The sequence below is a fragment of the Aureimonas sp. AU40 genome (assembly GCF_001463785.1).
Taxonomy (GTDB): domain Bacteria; phylum Pseudomonadota; class Alphaproteobacteria; order Rhizobiales; family Rhizobiaceae; genus Aureimonas.
The window spans coordinates 286,322-307,079 of the sequence record NZ_BBWL01000041.1 but is presented as its reverse complement, the minus strand read 5'-3'; the positions used below and the strand labels follow the sequence as shown (position 1 = coordinate 307,079).

Annotated in this window: 18 protein-coding genes; all 18 read right to left on the bottom strand. The window is 62.6% G+C overall.

What is annotated here, in order from left to right:
- Window positions 1-23 precede the first annotated feature (23 nt).
- The 18 genes from AUL32_RS15020 to AUL32_RS14935 all read right to left on the bottom strand — a co-directional run bounded on the left by AUL32_RS15020 (window position 24) and on the right by AUL32_RS14935 (window position 20,758).
- Window positions 24-713: an ABC transporter ATP-binding protein gene (locus AUL32_RS15020; protein ID WP_061976182.1), complete on the bottom strand. Its 690-nt coding sequence runs from the start codon at window positions 711-713 to the stop codon at window positions 24-26.
- Complete coding sequence (locus AUL32_RS15015) at window positions 710-2,011, bottom strand: lipoprotein-releasing ABC transporter permease subunit (RefSeq protein ID WP_062116394.1); 1,302 nt, start codon at window positions 2,009-2,011, stop codon at window positions 710-712. Before AUL32_RS15015 ends, AUL32_RS15020 begins: the two co-directional genes overlap by 4 nt.
- A gap of 14 nt (window positions 2,012-2,025) precedes the next feature.
- Window positions 2,026-3,348 (bottom strand): proline--tRNA ligase, encoded by a 1,323-nt coding sequence (gene proS / locus AUL32_RS15010; RefSeq protein WP_062116391.1) that lies wholly within the window; start codon window positions 3,346-3,348, stop codon window positions 2,026-2,028.
- Window positions 3,349-3,816: 468 nt separating this feature from the next.
- Window positions 3,817-4,083 carry a DUF1467 family protein gene (locus AUL32_RS15005; RefSeq protein ID WP_062116388.1) on the bottom strand — a complete coding sequence of 89 codons (267 nt, stop codon included), beginning with the start codon at window positions 4,081-4,083 and terminating at the stop codon, window positions 3,817-3,819.
- Between the two features lie 48 nt (window positions 4,084-4,131).
- Entirely contained in the window at window positions 4,132-5,742 is a 1,611-nt protein-coding gene (locus AUL32_RS15000) for a ribonuclease J (protein ID WP_244497923.1), read from the bottom strand.
- Between the two features lie 118 nt (window positions 5,743-5,860).
- Window positions 5,861-6,637: a biotin--[acetyl-CoA-carboxylase] ligase gene (locus AUL32_RS14995; RefSeq protein ID WP_062116383.1), complete on the bottom strand. Its 777-nt coding sequence runs from the start codon at window positions 6,635-6,637 to the stop codon at window positions 5,861-5,863.
- A gap of 3 nt (window positions 6,638-6,640) precedes the next feature.
- Window positions 6,641-8,089 (bottom strand): NADH-quinone oxidoreductase subunit NuoN, encoded by a 1,449-nt coding sequence (gene nuoN / locus AUL32_RS14990; RefSeq protein ID WP_062116381.1) that lies wholly within the window; start codon window positions 8,087-8,089, stop codon window positions 6,641-6,643.
- A 20-nt stretch (window positions 8,090-8,109) separates the two neighbouring features.
- A complete protein-coding gene (locus tag AUL32_RS14985; protein ID WP_062116378.1) occupies window positions 8,110-9,618 on the bottom strand; it encodes an NADH-quinone oxidoreductase subunit M in 1,509 nt (502 codons plus the stop codon).
- Entirely contained in the window at window positions 9,618-11,594 is a 1,977-nt protein-coding gene (gene nuoL / locus AUL32_RS14980) for an NADH-quinone oxidoreductase subunit L (RefSeq protein ID WP_062116375.1), read from the bottom strand. The genes AUL32_RS14985 and nuoL overlap by 1 nt, the downstream gene beginning before the upstream one ends.
- A gap of 8 nt (window positions 11,595-11,602) precedes the next feature.
- The gene (nuoK, locus tag AUL32_RS14975) at window positions 11,603-11,911 is read right to left on the bottom strand and encodes an NADH-quinone oxidoreductase subunit NuoK (RefSeq protein WP_061976191.1); all 309 of its coding nucleotides are present in this window, start codon (window positions 11,909-11,911) and stop codon (window positions 11,603-11,605) included.
- Between the two features lie 22 nt (window positions 11,912-11,933).
- On the bottom strand, window positions 11,934-12,548 hold the full coding sequence (locus AUL32_RS14970; RefSeq protein WP_062116374.1) for an NADH-quinone oxidoreductase subunit J: 615 nt from the start codon (window positions 12,546-12,548) through the stop codon (window positions 11,934-11,936).
- 109 nt (window positions 12,549-12,657) lie between these two features.
- A complete protein-coding gene (gene nuoI, locus AUL32_RS14965) occupies window positions 12,658-13,149 on the bottom strand; it encodes an NADH-quinone oxidoreductase subunit NuoI (RefSeq protein ID WP_061976193.1) in 492 nt (163 codons plus the stop codon).
- A gap of 104 nt (window positions 13,150-13,253) precedes the next feature.
- Window positions 13,254-14,300, bottom strand: coding sequence for an NADH-quinone oxidoreductase subunit NuoH (nuoH, locus tag AUL32_RS14960; RefSeq protein WP_061976194.1), 1,047 nt, complete (start codon window positions 14,298-14,300; stop codon window positions 13,254-13,256).
- 15 nt (window positions 14,301-14,315) lie between these two features.
- Window positions 14,316-16,391, bottom strand: a complete 2,076-nt coding sequence (gene nuoG / locus AUL32_RS14955) for an NADH-quinone oxidoreductase subunit NuoG (RefSeq protein ID WP_062116371.1) — start codon at window positions 16,389-16,391, stop codon at window positions 14,316-14,318.
- 68 nt (window positions 16,392-16,459) lie between these two features.
- Complete coding sequence (gene nuoF / locus AUL32_RS14950) at window positions 16,460-17,767, bottom strand: NADH-quinone oxidoreductase subunit NuoF (protein ID WP_062116368.1); 1,308 nt, start codon at window positions 17,765-17,767, stop codon at window positions 16,460-16,462.
- A gap of 17 nt (window positions 17,768-17,784) precedes the next feature.
- On the bottom strand, window positions 17,785-18,978 hold the full coding sequence (gene nuoE, locus AUL32_RS26525) for an NADH-quinone oxidoreductase subunit NuoE (RefSeq protein ID WP_062116365.1): 1,194 nt from the start codon (window positions 18,976-18,978) through the stop codon (window positions 17,785-17,787).
- 155 nt (window positions 18,979-19,133) lie between these two features.
- Window positions 19,134-20,324, bottom strand: a complete 1,191-nt coding sequence (locus AUL32_RS14940) for an NADH-quinone oxidoreductase subunit D (protein WP_062116364.1) — start codon at window positions 20,322-20,324, stop codon at window positions 19,134-19,136.
- Between the two features lie 2 nt (window positions 20,325-20,326).
- A complete protein-coding gene (locus AUL32_RS14935) occupies window positions 20,327-20,758 on the bottom strand; it encodes a GFA family protein (RefSeq protein ID WP_062116361.1) in 432 nt (143 codons plus the stop codon).

The window sequence follows — 20,758 nt, the reverse complement described above, 5'->3', positions numbered from 1 at the left end:
GACTTGTCCGCGAGCGCCGACGCCTAAAGCGTGTGGCTGAGGACCTTCCCGTCCTGAAGCGTCACCGCCCTGTCCATGCGCCGGGCGAGATCGTGATTGTGCGTGGCAATTAGAGCAGCCACGCCGGACTGGCGGACCAGCGCCGTCATCGCGTCGAAAACATAATTCGACGTGGTCGGGTCGAGATTTCCCGTCGGCTCGTCCGCCAAAAGCACGAACGGATTGTTGGCGACGGCCCGCGCGATGGCGACACGCTGCTGCTCGCCACCCGAAAGCTCCGAAGGACGGTGCTTGGTGCGATGACCGAGCCGCATATAGTCGAGCAGCTCGTGGGCCCGTTCGGCCGCGACCTCTCGCTTCAAGCCGCCGATCATCTGCGGCAGCATGACATTCTCAAGGGCCGAGAACTCCGGCAGGAGATGGTGGAACTGGTAGACGAAGCCGATCGCCGCCCGGCGCATGGCGGTGCGCCCAGCATCGTCCAGCGCGCCGCAGGATTGACCGTTTACGATGACGTCTCCTGCATCGGGCCTCTCCAGAAGGCCGGCAATGTGAAGCAGCGTCGATTTGCCGGAGCCGGACGGCGCCACGAGGGCCACCATCTCACCGGGCATGATGTCGAGATCGGCCTGCTGGAGGATCGTCAGCCGCGACTCGCCCTGCACGAAGTGGCGTTCGACGCGCTCGAGCCGAAGGGAAGCATTCTGCATCATTCGTACCGAAGCGCCTCGACCGGATCGAGTTTGGACGCCTGCCAGGAGGGGAAGATCGTCGCGAGAAAGGACAGGCCGACGGCCATGAGAACCACGGTCGCGACCTCGCGCGGATCGATCTCTGCGGGAAGGCGGCTGAGGAAGTAGAATTCCGGGTTGAAGAGCGTCGTGCCGGAAACCCAGGAGAAGAACTGTCGAAGGTTCTCGATGTTGAGGCAGAACAGGGTGCCCAGCGCGAAGCCAGCGATCGTGCCGGACACGCCGATCGAGGCGCCCGTAATCAGAAACACCCGCATGATGGAGCCCCGCGTCGCGCCCATCGTGCGCATGATCGCGATGTCCCTGCCCTTGTCCTTCACCAGCATGAAAAGTCCGGAGATGATGTTGAGCGCCGCCACGAGAACGATCAGCGTCAGGATGATGAACATGACGTTCCGCTCGACCTCCAAGGCCGAGAAGAAGCTCTCGTTCTGGCGCTGCCAGGTCACCGTGTAGTTCGGACGCGCAGCGGCCTGTTCGATCGGCGCTTGGAGCGCGGAGACCTTATCGGGATCGTTGACGAAGATCTCGATCGACTGAGCCTGGTTCTCCTGATTGAAGAAGAGCTGCGCCTCGCCGAGCGGCATGTAGACATAGGCCGCGTCATATTCCGACAGCCCGATCTCGAAGATCGCGACGATCGGATAGGCCTTCACGCGCGGTGTCACGCCGAGCGGCGTCACGTCGCCCTCGGGCGAAACCAGGGTGATGGAGTCGCCCAGCCTCAACCCCAAAGAATCGGCCAGGCGGCTGCCGATCGCGACGCCCTGGCTCGTGTCGAAATTCTCGATCGTGCCGAGCTTGATGTTCGAGGCCACAGGCTTCAGCCGCAGAAGGTCCTCGCCGCGCACGCCCTTCACCAGCGCGCCGGTGCTCGCATTGCTAGAGCCCGTCGCCAGAACTTGCCCCTGCACGAGCGGCATAGTGAAGGCGACCCCGGGCACGCCGGCGAGACGACGCGCCACCTCGCCATAGTCGGTCAGGGGCTGGTCCATCGGCTGCATGATGACATGGCCGTTGACGCCTAGAATGCGGGTCAGCAACTCACCGCGAAAGCCGTTCATCACCGACATGACAATGATGAGGGCGGCGACGCCCAGCATAATGCCGAGGAACGAAAAGCCCGCGATCACCGACACGCCGGCATCCCGCCGCCGCGACCGAAGATAGCGTCCCGCGATCATCCACTCGAAGCGCGAGAAGGGCCTCGTCTTCGGGGCGGGACCAGTGTTCACCGGAGCAGCGGAGAGAGTCTTCATGCAGCCATCCGAGATCAGGCCGACAAGCGACGCAGAACGTCGCCGACGGGGAGCGTTTCGCGCTCGCCGCCCGCTCGCAGCTTGATCTCCACTTCGCCAGCCTTGGCGCCGCGCGGGCCAACAATGACCTGAACCGGCAGACCAATCAGGTCCATAGTCGCGAACTTGGCGCCCGCGCGCGTGTCCTGATCGTCGTAGAGGACGTCCTGCCCCGCTGCCTGCAGCTCCGCATAGAGGCGCTCGCAAACCGCGTCGCAATCGGCGTCACCGGGCTTCATGTTGACGAGGCCAACGTCGAACGGCGCGACCCCCTTCGGCCAGATGATACCGTTCTCGTCATGCGAGGCTTCGATGATGGCGGCGATCAGGCGGCTCGGCCCGATGCCGTACGACCCCATGAACACGGGCACATCCTTGCCATCGGGGCCGGTCACGTTGGCCTTCATGGGTTCGGAATACTTCGTGCCGAAATGGAAGATATGGCCGACCTCGATGCCGCGCGCCGCGACGCGGTCGCTCTCCAGCAGCGCGTTCCATGCGGCCTCGTCATGCATCTCGTCCGTCGCCGCGTAGGGCGTGGTCCATTTCGTCACGATCGCGTCGAGCGCCGCCGCGTCGGAGAAGTCCACCCCTTCGGCCGGCACGTCCATGCCGAGATAGTCGCGATGACAGAACACTTCGCTCTCGCCGGTCGAGGCGAGAATGATGAATTCGTGGCTCAGCTTGCCCCCGATCGGACCGGTATCGGCGCGCATCGGAATGGCCTTGAGGCCCATGCGCTCGAACGTGCGGAGATAGGCGACGAACATCCGGTCATAGGCGGTCTTCGACGACTCGTAGTCGATGTCGAAGGAATAGGCGTCCTTCATCAGGAACTCGCGAGAGCGCATCACGCCGAAGCGGGGGCGCACCTCGTCTCGGAACTTCCACTGGATGTGGTAGAGGTTCAGCGGGAGGTCCTTGTAGGAACGGACGTAGGACCGGAAGATGTCGGTGATCATCTCCTCGTTGGTCGGACCGAACAGCAGTTCGCGTTCGTGCCGGTCCTCGATCCGCAGCATCTCCTTGCCGTAATCGTCGTAGCGCCCGCTTTCACGCCAGAGATCGGCGGATTGGATGGTCGGCATCAGCATCTCGATCGCCCCGGAGCGGTCCTGCTCCTCGCGAATGATGTTGGAGACCTTGTCCAACACGCGCTTGCCCAGCGGCAACCAGGAATACAACCCCGCCGCCTGCTGACGGATCATCCCGGCCCGCAGCATGAGCCGATGCGAGACGATTTCCGCTTCCTTCGGTGTTTCCTTTAGAATCGGCAGAAAGTAGTGGGAAAGGCGCATGGGGACTCTAAGCTCGGGCGAGAGAACGAAGACGCGAGGCCAAGCCTCGCTCGGCTTCTTAACGGCTTGGGAACCGAAAGCAAAGCCACGCCCTCGCTTGCCTCCGGACCCAATGCTGCCCGCCGCGTCCTGGCACTTGCATCGAGCAAGGAACAATATGCTCAGACATAAGGCGCGCTGCGAAAGAAAGTGTCATACTTCTGCCATTTGTGCTCGACAACGGCGAGATTCGGAGTCTAAGCTCAAGCATCAACAAGCGCCGAATGGCGCACTTACCGGCAAGTCGCGTTTGGGAGGACGTGATCTTCGGCGCGCCAAGGCGCAGCCTCGGTCCAAGGGCCGATGTAAGATCCAGGCTTGCGATCTAAAATGCGAGGCAGTGCCTCGCATTTTTTTTGTCTTGAGTTTGCCGGTTTCAATCAGGAATGCCCGCCTCGGTTGGGGCCACTTCTGCTTGTGCGGCTGCAATCACGTTCCCGGAACGATATGCGGCAGGCTATCGAGGCTGAGACCGAGATACTGAGTGCCGACGTAGAAGAGCGCAAATACCGCGCAGGCCAAAAGCGTCGTGCGCACAATGGTCCGCCACGCGTGGAAGCGGCTGGGAGCACTATGAGTCGTGCCTAGCAACACCTCGCCATCGTCGATTTGCGAGCGCGCACCGATCGGCAGAACGAGAAATAGCACCGTCCACCAGATCACGAAATAGATCGCAATGGATGTGACGATGCTCATCGATTGTCTCCTCGCCGCCGACGGTCCCTGTGACGGGACCGCCTCGGTCTAGTTCTTGACCACGAAAACGGTCACTGCGGGCTTCTTGCCCCAAGCGTCGTTCGCCTCTCCACGAACGGCGCGACGAACAGCTTCCCGCACGAGTTCCAAGTCCTTGCGACGACCGCGCGGGATACTTTCCACCGCACCGGCGGCCGCGTCGAGCAGGACCTCGGTCATATCGTCGCCGTTCTCGTCCTTCTCGGGAAGCCCCATGGCGACGATTTCGGGATCAAGTTCGAGTTCGAGCTTGGTGTTCAGCTCAATTAGCACCGAGACATGGCCGGCGAAGGCCAAGCGCCGACGCTCGTCGATGCCCATCTCCTTCGTGCCGCCAATCAGGAACCCGTCCTTGTAGAACCGGCCGACGGGCACTTCGTCGATGATCGTCGCGGGACCGGGCGCCAACCTCACCAGCTTGCCATTGCGCAGCGACACGACGTCGGGCACGCCGAGTTGCTTGGCAAGGTCGGCATGGGCTGCCAGATGCGCCGGCTCGCCATGCGCCGGCACGGCGATCTTCGGACGCGTCCATTCGTACATGCGGCGCAGCTCGGAGCGGCGCGGGTGGCCGGACACGTGAACCAGCTTGTCGTGATCCTCGATCACGATGATGCCGCGCTCGATCAGCCCGTTCTTGACCTCGTTGATGGCCTTCTCGTTGCCTGGAATGCTGCGGGAGGAGAAGATGACGGTGTCGTCGCGCGACAGCGCCACGGCCGGATGCTCGTCCTTTGCCAGCTTGGACAAGGCCGCGCGCGGCTCGCCCTGACTGCCGGTGAGGACGATCACGGCCTTCTCGCGCGGAATGTAGCCGAAATCCTGCTCGCTGACGAAAGGCGGCAGGGATTCGAGATAGCCGAGTTCAGACGCGACATCGGCCACGCGCTTCATCGAGCGCCCCATTAGGAGAACCTGACGACCCGCTATATCGGCGGCTTGCGCGATCGAACGGATGCGGCCGACATTCGAGGAGAAGGTCGTGACCGCGACGCGGCCCTTGGCTGTCCCGATGATCTCGGCGAGCGAAGCGGATACTTCCTTCTCGCTCGGAGACTCGCCTTCACGCATCGCGTTGGTCGAGTCGCAGACGAGAGCGAGGACGCCCTCGTCGCCGATCTCGCGCAGCCGCTTCTCGTCGGTCGGCTGCCCAAGGCCAGGCGTCGCGTCGATCTTCCAGTCACCCGTGTGCAGCACGGTTCCGAGCGGCGTTCGAATGGCGAGTGCGACCGGCTCCGGGATCGAGTGCGTGACATTGACCGCCTCGATGGAGAACGGTCCGACATCGAAACGATCGCCCGCACGGAAGATCGTGATCGGCACTTTCGGTGCGCCGGGCTCGCCCTCGCGCTTGGCGGCGAGCAGCGCGGCCGTGAAGGGCGTCGCATAGACCGGCGCCTTCAGGCGCGGCCAAAGGTCGAGAACCGCTCCGTAATGGTCCTCGTGCGCATGGGTGATAATGATGCCCTTGAGGGCGTGCAGCCGCTGCTCGATGAAGGTCGTGTCGGGAAACACGAGGTCCACGCCCGGCAGTTCGGGGCCGGCGAAGGACACGCCGCAGTCGATGGCGATCCATTCCCGGTTGTCCGCAGGGCCGAATCCATAAAGGGCAAGATTCATACCGATCTCGCCGATGCCGCCAAGCGGCACGAATACCAGTTCGTTCAAGTCACAGTCGCTTTCAAAACAGGCCGAATATCGGCGTCTTCATTTCCAAAGGCAGGGATCACCTGCAAACTCACTGAGCGGCCGACGCATCAGGGCGCGGCAACAGGAAGACATCTCCAGCCGAGATCTCGAGACGACGTGCGTCCTGGGTTTCCAGAACCAATCGACCCGACTCATCGAGATCGGCGAAACGACCTTCCAAGGTTCGATCCGAGAGATTCACGCGGCATGTCTGGCCGAGCCCAGCGGCTCCCGCCATCCATTCCTCGCGTATGTCCGAGAAATGGCGTCCCCGGCGCCATAAGTCCAGAGCCCATTCCACGCCGTCGGCAAGAGCCAGAAAGGTCTCGCGAACCGAAGCTGCGCTCCCGGCGCGGCGAAGCGTGGTTACGGCGTAGGGAGCGTCGTCCGGGCAGAGTTCGACATTGAGACCGCATCCCACCACAACGGCCTGCCGTCCATCTGGACTGCGCTCGCTCTCGACCAGGATACCGGCGCATTTGGCACCGTCGAGCAAGAGATCGTTCGGCCATTTGATCCGCACGCGATCGGCGTCGATCCCCTGCAGCGAGCAAAGGGCGCGTCGCATGCCCACGGCGATCACTAGAGGCAATTGGCCGAGCGATGCCACGGGCGCCGGATCGATCAGAAGAAGGCTGGCGTAAAGATTGCCTGTATCAGACGACCAAGGGCGGCCCCGCCGCCCTCGTCCTGCCGATTGTCGTTCGGCTGTGATCCAAAGAGACCCGGGATCCCCTGCCCGCGCGGCGTCCATAGCAACGCTATTGGTCGAACCGACCTCGCCCAGAGCAAGCCACCGACGTGGCAACGGAGACCCGACCCTCATTCCTCAGAGGAAGAAAGAACGGGCCGCAGCCGCTGCGGCCGCGAAGATCGGCCCGGCGACGAAGACATAGGCGGGGAAGACGAAGAGCGTCGCCGCTCCCAGCACGACCTTGAGCTCCGTTCCCATCGGCTCGAACCCACCGATCGGCTCGTCGAACCACATGACCTTCACGACGCGCAGATAGTAGAAAAGACCCACGGTCGACGCGATCACGCCGATCACGGCGAGAGGGACGAGACCCGCGCCGACGGCCGCCACGAACACGTAGTACTTCCCCCAGAAGCCGAGCAGCGGAGGAAGGCCAGCCAGCGACAGCATGAGGGTCGTCAGCGCCAGAGCCATGATCGGGTTGGTGCGGGACAGACCAGCGAGTTCATAGACATCCTCGACCATCTCGTCGCGCCGACGCAGCGACAGGATCACCGCGAACGTGCCGAGCGTCATCGTGACATAGGTTACCATGTAGATTAGCACGCCGCGCACACCGGCTTCGTCGCCGGCGGCCAGACCGACCAGGACGTAGCCCATGTGACCGATCGAGGAGTAGGCCATCAGGCGCTTGATATTGCGCTGGCCGATAGCGGCGAAGGAGCCGAACAGCATGGAGGCGATCGAGATGAAGATGATCACCTGCTGCCAGTCCGCTGTCAGCGGGCCGAAGCTCTGCACAGTGAAGCGGGTTAACAGCGCGATCGCGGCGACCTTCGGCGCACCCGACAGGAAGGCCGTGACCGGCGTCGGCGCGCCTTCGTAGACGTCCGGCGTCCACATGTGGAACGGCACGGCCGACACCTTGAAGGCGAGGCCCGAGAGGACGAAGACCAAGCCGATCAAAAGGCCGATCGAACGCGCTTCATGCGATGAGATCGCAACGGCGATCTCGCGAAAGCCGATCTGGCCCGTGAAACCGTAGACCAGCGAGGCGCCGTAGAGCAGCATGCCCGAGGACAGCGCGCCGAGAACGAAGTACTTCAGGCCTGCTTCCGTCGACTTCACCTGGTCGCGCGCGATCGCGGCGATGACATAAATCGCCAGCGATTGAAGCTCGAGACCCATGTAGAGGGCGATCAGGTCACCGGCCGAGACCATGACGAGCATGCCGATCGTGCACAGCACGATGAGGACCGGAAACTCGAACTTGTCGAACCGCTCGCGCTTGGCGAACGTCGCCGACATGAGAAGCGCGGCCGCCGATCCGATCAGAACCAGGATCTTCATGAAGCGGGCGAACGGATCGAGAATGATCGAGCCGCCGAAGGCGATGCCGTCCGGCACCACGAAGCAGAGCCAGCCTGCCGCGAAAACGAGCAGGCCAACTGCGAGCGACAGCACGAAACCGCCGCTCTTCTCGCCCTGGAAGACGCCCACCATCAGGAGAAGCATCGCGCCGACCGCCAGGATCAGTTCGGTACCGACAATGGGGAGGCTCTGCGCCACGAATTGCGAAAACATGATCTGTTCAGCCCAGTCGGTTAGTGCAGAGACGCGACATTGGCGGCAGCCTGCAGGGCGGCGGTGTAGCTCCCGAGGAGATGCTCCACGGAGGCGGCCGTCACGTTGAACACCGGCATCGGATAAACGCCGAAGAAGATCGTCAGCACGGCCAAGGGATAGAGCAGAACCTTCTCTCGCGGCGTCAGGTCGAGAATGCTCTTCAGGTTTTCCTTATCGAGCGCCCCGAGGATGACCCGGCGATAAAGCCAAAGCGCATAGGCGGCCGACAGGATTACGCCGGTCGCGGCGAAAATCGCGACCCACGAGTTGACCTGGAAGACACCCATCAGGGTCAGGAACTCGCCGACGAAGCCGCTTGTGCCCGGCAGGCCGACATTGCCCATGGTGAAGAGCAGCATCATCGCGGCATAGGCCGGCATGCGGTTCACCAGACCGCCATAGGCGGCGATCTCGCGAGTGTGCATGCGGTCATAGACGACGCCGACGCAGAGAAAGAGCGCGCCCGAGATGAGGCCGTGCGACAGCATCTGGAAGATCGCGCCCTGCACACCCTGCGCGTTGGCGGCGAAGATACCCATGGTCACGAAACCCATGTGCGCCACCGACGAATAGGCGATCAGCTTCTTGATGTCCTCCTGCATCAGCGCCACCAGCGAGGTGTAGATGATCGCGACGACGGAGAGCGTGTAGACCAGAGGCGCGAACTCGGCCGAGGCGAGCGGGAACATTGGCAGCGAGAAGCGCAGGAAGCCGTAGCCGCCAAGCTTCAGGAGAATGCCCGCCAGGATAACCGAACCCGCCGTCGGCGCCTCGACGTGCGCATCGGGCAGCCAAGTGTGGACCGGCCACATCGGCATCTTCACCGCGAAGGAGGCGAAGAACGCGAACCAGAGCCAGGTCTGCATCGAGGCCGGGAACTGATAGGCCAGGAGATCCGGGATCGAGGTCGTTCCGGCCGTCCAGAACATCGCCATGATGGCAACGAGCATGAAAACCGAACCGAGGAAGGTGAAGAGGAAGAACTTGTAGGACGCATAGACGCGCCGCTTGCCGCCCCAGACGCCGATGATCAGGAACATCGGGATCAGCGAGCCCTCGAAGAAAAGGTAGAAGAGCACGATGTCCAGCGCGCAGAACACGCCGACAACCAGCGTCTCCAGCACGAGGAAGGCCATCATGTATTCCTTGACCCGAACCGTGACGGAGTCGCGGCTGGCTAGGATGCAAATGGGCATCAAGAAGGTCGTCAGGATGACGAACAGCATCGAGATGCCGTCGACACCCATGTGGTAGCTGATGCCACCCTCGAGCCATTCAGCCCGTTCCACCATCTGGAACCCGGGCACGCTCTTGTCGAAGCCAACCCAAATCAGAAGAGACAGAAGGAAGGTGAAGACCGTAACCAGCAGCGCGACGTTGCGGATGTTCCGGCGCGCCAGCTCGCTGTCGTCCCGCGTGAACAGGATGATCAGGACGCCGACGAGCGGAAGGAACGTGACGGTCGATAGGATCGGCCAGCCGGTCATCAGATGGTTCCCCAGAACATCATGAAGGTGACGAGCGCCGCGACGCCGATCAGCATGACGAATGCGTAGTGGTAGAGATAGCCGGTCTGCATTTGAACGACGCGGTTGGTCACGTCGAGAACGCGGGCCGATATTCCATCGGGGCCGAGCCTGTCGATGACCTGACCGTCACCCGTCTTCCAAAGGAAGCGACCGAGGCGTTTGGCGGTGCGCACGAACAGGAAGTCGTAGAGCTCGTCGAAGTACCACTTGTTGAGGAGGAACTTGTAGAGACCCGGATTTCGCGCTGCGAGCTGACCCGGCTTCTCCGGCGAACGTACGTAGAAGACGTATGAGACAAGGAAGCCTAAGACCATGGCGATGGTCGGCGACCAGATCACCAGGGTCGGAACCTCGTGCGCCTCGTGCAGCACGTGGTTTTCCGGTCCGGTGAAGATCGCCGTGTGCCAGAATGTCTCGTATCCGTGTCCCAGAAAGAACGGATAGAACACGATACCCGCGAGCAGCGCGCCCGCCGACAGGATGAAGAGCGGCACGGTCATGACCGGGGGCGACTCGTGGACGTGGTGCATGACCTCGTGGCTGGCGCGCGGCTTGCCATGGAAGGTCAGGAAAACGAGGCGCCAGGAGTAGAAGCTGGTCAGCGCCGCCGCGATCACCGTCATGATGTAGCCGTACATCGCAAAGGCATTCTCACCGGCGAAGGCGCTCTCGATGATTGCGTCCTTGGAATAGTAGCCCGCCGTGAACGGAAAGCCGGTCAGCGCCAACGTACCGATCATCATGGTCCAGTAGGTGATCGGGATGTGTTTGCGCAGCCCGCCCATGTTGCGCATGTCCTGTTCGCCATCGACGGCGTGGATCACCGAGCCGGCACCGAGGAACAGAAGCGCCTTGAAGAAGGCGTGCGTAAACAGGTGGAAGATCGCCGCGCCATAAGCGCCGACGCCGAGCGCGACGAACATGTAGCCAAGCTGCGAGCAGGTCGAATAGGCAATGACGCGCTTGATGTCGTTCTGGACGAGGCCGACCGTGGCCGCGAAGAATGCCGTGGTCGCGCCGATGAAGGTGACGAAGGTGAGCGCCGAGGGGCTGAGTTCGAAGACCGGCGACATTCGCGCGAGCATGAACACACCCGCCGTCACCATCGTCGCCGCGTGGATCAGCGCGGAGACCGGGGTCGGGCCTTCCATCGCGTCCGGCAGCCAGGTGTGCAGCCCGATCTGGGCCGACTTGCCCATGGCGCCCATGAAGAGGAGCAGGCAGATGGCGGTCATCGCGCCGGCGACGCCGAGCGAATAACCGGCAAAGCTCAGCACCGGCTGCGTCGCCTCCCCGCCTTCGCCATGGATGGCACCGACAAGCTGGCCGGCACCGGCGAAGATCGTGTCGAACTGCACCGAGCCGAAGACGACGAAGAGACCGAAGATGCCAAGCAGGAAGCCGAAGTCACCGACGCGGTTGACGACGAAGGCCTTCATCGCCGCGGCGTTGGCCGAAGGCTTCTTGTACCAGAAGCCGATCAGCAGGTAGGAAGCCAGACCCACGCCTTCCCAGCCGAAGAACATCTGGACGAGATTGTCGGCCGTCACCAGCGTCAACATGGCGAAGGTGAAGAGCGAGAGATAGGCGAAGAAGCGCGAGCGCGACTCGTCGTGATGCATGTAGCCGATCGAATAGACGTGGACGAGCGCCGAGACGCTGTTCACGACGACCAGCATGACAAGCGTCAGGCGATCGATCCGCAGCGACCAGGACACGTCGAGCGCGCCGGCCTGGATCCAGTGCAGGACGGAGACGTGCAGCGTCTCGCCATCGCCGAAGCCGAAGGAGATGAAGGCGATCCAGGATAGGACAGCAGCGACAATCAGGAGCGCCGTGGTCAGATATTCCGACGCCTTGTGACCGATGGTCGGCCCCGCGAGCCCGGCCGTGATGAAGCCGATCAGCGGGAGTAGAACGATGAGGGTATACATCCTCGCCTTCAGCCTTTCATCGTGTTGACGTCGTCGACCGCGATCGACCCGCGGTTGCGGAAGAAGACGACCAGAATTGCAAGTCCGATCGCGGCTTCGGCGGCGGCGACGGTCAGAATGAACAGGGCGAAGATCTGCCCCGCCAAGTCGTTTAGGAAGGCTGAGAACGCCACGAGGTTCAGGTTGACGGCGAGCAGGATGAGTTCGACCGACATCAGGATCGTGATGATGTTCTTGCGGTTCATGAAGATACCGAAGACGCCGATCACGAAGAGAATGGCGGCAACCGTAAGGTAGTGTCCGAGACCAACGGCCATATTGCTGTTCCTTGGGTTCCGCTCAGAGTCCGCGACCGGTCTCGACCTGAACGACCTCGATCGAAGTCGCCGGGTTGCGACGAACCTGCTCGGGGATCGACTGCCGCTTCAGGCCCGGCTTATGGCGCAGCGTCAGGACGATGGCACCCACCATGGCGACGAATAGGATGAGACCCGCCATCTGGAAGAAGAAGACGTAGCGGGTATAGAGCACCTGCCCGATCGCCTCGATGTTCGACATCGTTTCGAGCGGGGGCATGGGCAGAACGGTCGCCGACGTCGGCGCCGGCTGGTAGTAGCCGCCCGACAGGGCGATGATCAGCTGGGCCAGCAGCACGAAACCGATGATCGCGCCGACCGGCGCGTATTTCAGCGCGCCTTGCTTGATGCGACCGAAATCGAGATCCAGCATCATTACGACGAAGAGGAAGAGGATCGCCACGGCGCCGACATAGACAACGATCAGAATCAGCGCGAGGAACTCGGCTCCCGTCAGCAGGAACAGGCCCGCCGCCGCCACAAAGGTCAGGATTAGGAACAGGACCGAATGGACCGGATTGCGCGACACGACCACCATCAGCGCCGAACCGACGCTGACGATCGCGAAAACATAGAAGAAGAACGTCTGCAGCCCCATCGTGGCGGGCTCCCCCAAAAGGTACGGTTCACTCGCAAGAAGCGCGCGACAAAGGCCGCGCGGCTTGCCCTAATCTCAGCCGCGGCCCCCGGAGGTGACCGCCAGAGGCTTAACGGTACGGTGCGTCGAGCGCAATGTTGCGCGCAAGCTCGCGCTCCCAACGGTCGCCGTTCGCAAGCAGCTTTTCCTTGTCGTAGTAGAGCTCTTCGCGTGTTTCCGTCGAGAACTCGAAATTCGGCCCCTCGACGATCGCGTCGACCGGGCAAGCTTCCTGGCAGAAGCCGCAGTAGATGCACTTCACCATGTCGATGTCGTAGCGCACGGTGCGGCGCGTACCATCGTTCCGGCGCGGACCGGCTTCGATAGTGATCGCCTGCGCCGGGCAGATCGCCTCGCAGAGCTTGCACGCGATGCAGCGCTCTTGGCCGTTGGGATAGCGGCGCAAGGCATGCTCGCCGCGAAAGCGCGGGCTGACCGGACCCTTTTCGAACGGATAGTTCAGGGTCGATTTTGGCGCAAAGAAGTAGCGCATGGAGAGGCGGAACGCTGCCAAGAACTCCAGAAGAAACAGCGATCGAATGGACTGCGTCAGAGCGCTCATCTTTTACCTTGCCTCCGAAATCCGGAGTGAATGTCAGGTCGGCCTTCGCGCCCATGCGTCGGGGAATGCGAAGAGGAAGAAAGGCGGCCGAACCGCCTCTCCGATCAGGCGTTGCCCCAGCCCGTAAGCTGGAGAACGAAGGCGACGATCACGACCATGGCGAGCGAGATCGGAAGGAAGACCTTCCAGCCCAGACGCATCAGCTGGTCGTAGCGATAGCGGGGCACGAAGGCCTTCACCATGGCGAAGAGGAAGAAGCAGAAGGTGACTTTGATCAGGAACCAGATCACCCCAGGCACCCAGGTAAAGGGCGCAAAGCCGAACGGGGGCAGCCAGCCGCCGAGGAACAGGATGGTCATCAGCGAGCACATCAGGGTGATCGCGGCATACTCGCCGAGCATGAACATCATGTAAGGAGTCGAGCCATACTCGACCATGAAACCCGCGACCAGCTCGGATTCCGCCTCCGGTAGATCGAAGGGCGGCCGGTTCGTCTCGGCCAGGGCCGAGATAAAGAAGATCACGAACATCGGGAAGAGCGAAAGCCAGTGCCAGTCGAGGAAACTGGCAGGCAAGCCGAGCATAGTGCCGAGGCCATCGGACTGCGCAACGACGATGTCGGTGAGGTTCAGCGAGCCGACGCAGAGCAGCACGGTGACGATAACGAAACCGATCGAGACTTCGTAGGAGACCATCTGCGCTGCCGAGCGAAGCGCGCCGAGAAAGGCGTATTTCGAATTCGACGCCCAGCCGCCCATGATGACGCCGTAGACCTCGAGCGACGATATCGCGAAAATGTAGAGAATGCCGAGATTGATGTCGGCAATCACCCAACCGTCGGCGATCGGCACCACCGCGAAAGTGGCGAGTGCCAACACGACCGCGACCAAAGGCGCGACGAGGAACACCACCTTGTCGGAGGAGGCCGGAATGACCGGTTCCTTCAGCACGAACTTCAGCAGATCGGCGAAAGACTGGAAGAGGCCGAAGGGACCGACGACGTTCGGACCGCGACGCATCTGCACCGCCGCCCAGATCTTGCGATCAGCCAGAAGGATATAGGCGATCAGTACGAGCAGCACGACCAGGAACAGAAGGCTCTGTCCGAGGATGACCAGCGCTGGCCAGATATAGGACGAGAAAAGGTCCATGTGTTTTGGTCTTCCTTACTCGGCAGCCTGGAGCTGTTCGCCGCGCGCCAGACGCGAGCACTCGGCCATCACTTTGGAGGCCCGGGCAATGGGATTGGTCAGGTAGAAGTCACCGATACGCGAGCGGAAGGTCTCGCCGCTCAACGCGCCAGCGCGATCAGCCAGAACAGTGATCGCGTTGCGATCGGCTTCCACCAGCTCGCCCTGCGCCAGATGAGGGACGGCGGCAACAAGGTCAGTCCTCAGTTGCAGAAGTGAGTCGAAGGGCAGAGCCTTACCGAGCACCGCAGACAATGCGCGGAAGATGGCCCAGTCCTCCTTGGCGTCGCCCGGCGGGAATGCGGCACGACCACTGGACTGGACCCGCCCTTCGGTGTTCACGTAGATGCCGGCCTTCTCCGTATAGGCCGCCCCCGGCAGGATGACGTCGGCGCGATGCGCGCCCTTGTCGCCATGCGTGCCGATATAGACAACGAAGGGCCCAGCCGCGATGTCGATCTCATCGGCACCAAGGTTGAAGAGGACATCGACGCCGCCATTGGCCATCTCACGCGCCGAAGCACCGCCTGCCGTAGGCACGAACCCGATGTCCAAACCGCCGACGCGCGACGCAGCCGTGTGGAGAACGTTGAAGCCGTTCCATCCGTCCGTCACGGCCCCGATTTCGCGAGCGAGCGCCGCGATCGAGTTCAGAACGTCGAGACCGTTCTCGCCCGACAGAGGCCCCTGCCCGACGATGATCATCGGCCGCTCGGCCTTGCTCAACGCCTCGTAGAAGTCGCGGTTCGCCGTTTCGATCTCGCCCAGCGTCTGAGGTCCAGCGCCGAGATGCGTCACGGCATATCGCAGGTCGACATTTTCCCCGATCAGACCAATCGGGAAACCGCCACGGCGCCAGCGCTTGCGAATGCGCGCGTTGAGAACCGGTGCTTCGAACCGCGGATTGGCACCGATGATGAGAAGCGCATCCGCGTTCTCAATGCCGGCAATCGTCGTGTTGAAGAGATAGGAGGCACGGCCATCGGCCGGGTCGATCTTCGATCCGTCCTGGCGACAGTCGATATTGGTGGAACCGAGCTCGCCCATCAGGCGCTTGAGCGCCCACATCTCTTCGAGATTGGCGAGATCGCCGGCAATGGCCCCGATGCGGTTCGCGCTGCTGGCAGCGATCTTCGACTTGATCACGTCGAAGGCTTCCGCCCAGGTCGTCGGCTGGAGGCGGCCGTCACGGCGCACATAGGGCCGGTCCAGGCGTTGCGTGCGAAGGCCATCCCAGACGAAGCGGGTCTTGTCGGAAATCCATTCCTCGTTCACGAGCTCGTTCGTGCGCGGCAGAATGCGCATGACCTCGCGGCCGCGTGTGTCGACGCGGATCGAAGAGCCGACCGCATCCATGACGTCGATCGTCTCGGTCTTGGTCAGCTCCCACGGGCGAGCTTGGAATGCATAGGGACGAGAGGTCAGGGCGCCGACCGGGCAGAGGTCAATCACGTTGCCCTGCATCTCGGACGTCATCGCCTGTTCGAGATAGGTCGTGATCTCGGCATCTTCGCCACGGCCAATCAGACCGAGCTCGGAAATGCCGGCGACTTCCGTGGTGAAGCGAACGCAGCGCGTGCAGTGAATGCAGCGCGTCATAATCGTCTTCACGAGCGGGCCGATATATTTGTCTTCGACAGCGCGCTTGTTTTCTTTGTAACGCGAGGAATCGACGCCGAAGGCCATGGCCTGGTCTTGCAGGTCGCACTCGCCGCCCTGGTCGCAGATCGGGCAATCCAGCGGATGGTTGATGAGGAGAAACTCCATCACCCCTTCGCGCGCCTTCTTCACCATCGGCGTGTTGGTGAAGATTTCAGGTGCCTCACCGTTCGGACCGGGGCGCAGATCGCGCACGCCCATGGCGCAGGACGCCGCAGGCTTCGGCGGACCGCCCTTCACCTCGACCAAGCACATGCGGCAATTACCAGCGACCGAAAGCCGCTCGTGAAAGCAGAAGCGCGGAATTTCGGCACCAGCCTCCTCCGCTGCCTGTAGCAGCGTGTAGTGGTCGGGAACCTCGATCTCGTTGCCGTCGACTTTGATCTTTGCCATCTGCTTTTCTCAGTTCCGGTGCGCCTGACCGGCAGAGCCATCGCCCTGCCCCGTTCCGCGTCGCCCGATTACTCTGCCGCCTGAAGGATGGCGGGACGGTCCTTATCGGCATTGCGCGAGAATTCGTCGATCCGGCGCTCGATCTCGGCGCGGAAATGTCGAATGAGACCTTGGATCGGCCAAGCCGCAGCATCACCAAGCGCGCAGATCGTGTGACCTTCGACCTGCTTCGTCACGTCGAGCAGCATGTCGATGTCGCGCTTCTGCGCGTTGCCCACCACCATGCGCTCCATGACGCGCCACATCCAGCCCGTGCCTTCGCGGCAGGGCGTGCACTGTCCGCAGCTCTCATGCTTGTAGAAATAGGCAAGTCGCGCGATGGCCCGGACGATGTCGGTCGACTTGTCCATGACGATCACGGCCGCCGTACCGAACGAGGACTTCACCTCGCGCATGCCGTCGAAGTCCATGATCGCGTCGACCATCTGCTCGCCCGGCACGAGCGGGCAGGATGAGCCGCCCGGAATCACGGCCAGAAGATTGTCGTACCCGCCGCGCACACCGCCGCAATGGCGGTCGATCAACTCGCGGAACGAGATGCCCATCGTCTCTTCGACCGTGCAGGGGCGGTTTACGTGACCAGAGATCGAGAAGAGCTTGGTGCCGGTGTTGTTCGGGCGGCCGAAGCCTGCAAACCATGCTCCGCCACGACGCAGAATGGTCGGCGCGACGGCGATCGACTCGACGTTGTTCACCGTCGTGGGGCATCCGTAGAGACCCATATTGGCCGGGAAAGGCGGCTTCAGCCGCGGCTGGCCCTTCTTGCCCTCAAGGCTCTCCAGCAGCGCGGTTTCCTCACCGCAGATATAGGCGCCGGCGCCGTGATGGACGAAGACGTCCATATCCCAGCCACACTTGTTGTCGCGGCCGAGTAGGCCGGCGTCGTAGCATTCGTCAATTGCGCGCTGCAGCGCCTCGCGCTCGCGCACATATTCGCCGCGAACGTAGATGTACGCCGCATGCGCGCCCATCGCGAAACTGGCGATGATGCAACCCTCGATCAGCGTGAACGGATCGTTGCGCAGGATCTCGCGATCCTTGCAGGTGCCGGGCTCGGACTCGTCTGCATTGACCACGAGATAATGCGGCCGCACGCCGGCCTCCTTCGGCATGAAGGACCACTTCAGACCTGTCGGGAAGCCAGCGCCGCCGCGGCCGCGCAGGCCCGAGGCCTTCATCTCGTTGATGATCCAGTCGCGGCCCTTGCCGATGATTTCGGCCGTCCCGTCGAAATGACCGCGACGCATCGCGCCCTTCAGGCTCTTGTCCCGAAGACCGTAGATGTTGGTGAAGATGCGATCCTGATCCTGCAGCATAGTCGCCTCCCCGCCTCTCAGCGCTTCGTCTCGTCAGCGCCTGGCACGCTGCGGTTCTCGCTTCCGGATGCGCCGGCCTCGCTGGCCGGAGTTCCAACCGTGTCGGACGTGTTCTTGCGCTCGCCTTCGAGCTGGCCACTGGCGCTGGATTCACGATTCGACAGGTCGGAGCTAGACGTCACCTTCACCGGCGACTCGCCCGGAACGCGCTGCTCGTCACGAACCACGGAATCTTCGGCCGCAGCACCCTTGTCCTTCAGCGGCCCGTCGCTGCGCGGCTTGCCATCGGTCGAGCCCGAAGCGGACCCGAACTCAGCCTTGTCGCGCTCGTTCTGGCCGGTCGGGCCTTGCGTGGTCCCACCGGTCTTACCGGCACCGGCGTGTCCGGCGCCATCGGACGGATCAACGCTGGTCGACTCCTCCTTCGCGGAACGTGAGTCGGCAGCAGAAGCTTTGCCCGGCGCCTGGATCGTCGGATCGGTTTCCGGCGCGCTGGTTTCGACGCGACCTGCCTGCGAAGGCGGGGTCGACGTTTCGCCACCCGAAGTCGAGGTCGCAGCCTGATCGCGCGAGCGCGCCTCTTCTGGCCCGTCTTCATCGTTGAAGGCCGTCAGCGTGGTAAGACCACCGATCGGCACGGACAGGTGACGATCCACCTGCGGCCCCTTGCGGACGCTCTCGCCCTCGCCGGCATCGAACGCGGCGATGATCTCGCCCAGCCGCTCCGGCGTCAGGTCCTCGTAGGTGTCCTTGAAGATCATGACCATTGGCGCATTGACGCATGCGCCCAGGCACTCCACCTCTTCCCAGGACAGGGTGCCTGTCTCGTTGAGGTGAAACGGCTCGGGATGAATGTGCTTGCGGCAGGCCGCCTTCAGATCTTCAGCGCCGCGCAGCATGCAGGGCGTCGTGCCGCAGACCTGAACATGGGCGCGCGTGCCGACGGGCTTCAGTTGGAACTGCGTGTAGAAGGTCGCGACCTCGAGGACGCGGATCATCGGCATGCTCAGACGATCGGCGACATACTCGATCGCCGCTTTCGTTACCCAGCCGTCCTGCTCCTGCGCACGCATGAGCAGCGGAATAACCGCCGACTGCTGGCGCCCCTCGGGATAGCGAGCGATCAACGTGACGGCCCACCGCTCGTTTTGATCCGAGAAGGCAAAGCTCTGGGGTTGAACGGCATCTTCCGCAAGGCGTCGGACAGACATTGGACCTCGACTTCAGAACGGTTCCAACATGCGTATGTTGCGGCGCGTTCTAACATAGAATGCATAAAAGACCAGCGACTTCACGAGACCGCGAGCACCAGCAGTTTCTAGGCGGACGGTCGGCCGGCGAGGCCCTGAAGACCTCGCCGGTCAGGTCAGCGATCGACCTCGCCGAACACGATGTCGCAGGACCCCAGGATCGCGGACACGTCGGCCAGCATATGATTGCGGCACAGGAAATCCAGCGCCTGAAGATGCGCGAAGCCCGGGGCCTTGATCTTGCAGCGATAGGGCTTGTTGGTCCCGTCCGCCACCAGATAAACGCCGAACTCGCCCTTCGGCGCCTCGACCGCAGCGTAGACCTCGCCTTCCGGGACGTGGAAGCCTTCGGTGTACAGCTTGAAATGATGGATGAGCGCTTCCATCGAGCGCTTCATTGCTGCGCGCTTAGGCGGCACGACCTTGCCCTCGGTCGAGGACACAGGACCAGCACGGTCCTTGCCGGCGAGGCGCTCAATGCACTGTTTCATGATGGCGGTGGACTGGCGCATCTCTTCCATGCGGATGAGGTAGCGGTCGTAGCAGTCGCCATTCTTGCCGATCGGAATGTCGAACTTCATCTGGTCGTAGCACTCGTAGGGCTGCGACTTTCGAAGATCCCAGGCCGCGCCCGAACCGCGCACCATAACGCCGGAGAAGCCTAGGGCGAAAGCGTCCTCCAGTGACACGACGCCGATATCGACATTGCGCTGCTTGAAGATGCGGTTCTCGGTCAGAAGCTCATCGATATCGGCGAGCGCCTTCAGGAACGGATCGCACCAGGCACCGATATCGTCCACCAGACGCGCATCGAGATCCTGATGCACGCCGCCCGGTCGGAAGTAAGCGGCATGCAGCCGCGCACCGCTTGCCCGCTCATAGAAGACCATGAGCTTCTCACGTTCCTCGAAGCCCCAAAGCGGCGGCGTCAGCGCGCCGACGTCCATGGCCTGCGTGGTGACGTTGAGAAGATGCGAAAGGATGCGCCCGATTTCGCAGTAGAGAACGCGGATCAGCTGCGCCTTGATCGGCACGTCCACGTCGGCCAGCCGCTCCACCGCGAGGCAGAACGCATGTTCCTGGTTCATCGGCGCGACATAGTCGAGCCGGTCGAAATAGGGGATCGCCTGCAGGTAGGTCTTCTGCTCGATCAGCTTCTCGGTGCCGCGATGCAAAAGGCCGATATGCGGATCGACGCGCTCGACATTCTCGCCGTCCAGCTCGAGAACCAGACGCAGAACGCCGTGGGCCGCCGGATGCTGCGGACCGAAATTGATATTGAAGTTCCGGACGTCGATCTCGGCCACGGTCAGGCCCCTTGTTCGTTAGCGAATTGCGCCATGACATCGGCGCCGGTCAACTTGCGGGTGTCATTGGCGAAGGCATAGTGAGTTGGCTTCTCGTCCACGAAGATTTCCTCCGCGAAGTGGAAGCCCTCCTGATCGTCGAAGGCCTGGAACGAAACGGCGTGCATGGAGCCGTCTTGCATTCGCCAGGCGAGGCTCGATCCACAGGTCTTGCAGAACAGGCGCTCGCCATAGGCAGACGATCGATAGATGCCGAGCGTGGCACTTTGCGTCAACTCGAAGTCGCCCTCGCAGGGAACGGCCATGAACGTGCCGCCGCTCCAACGACGGCAGAAACCGCAGTGGCACACATCCATTTCCGGCCTTGCCGGCCGCGCGAGAAAACGCACGGCGCCACACAGACAGCCACCGGATCTCATGCCTTCGCCCGTCAT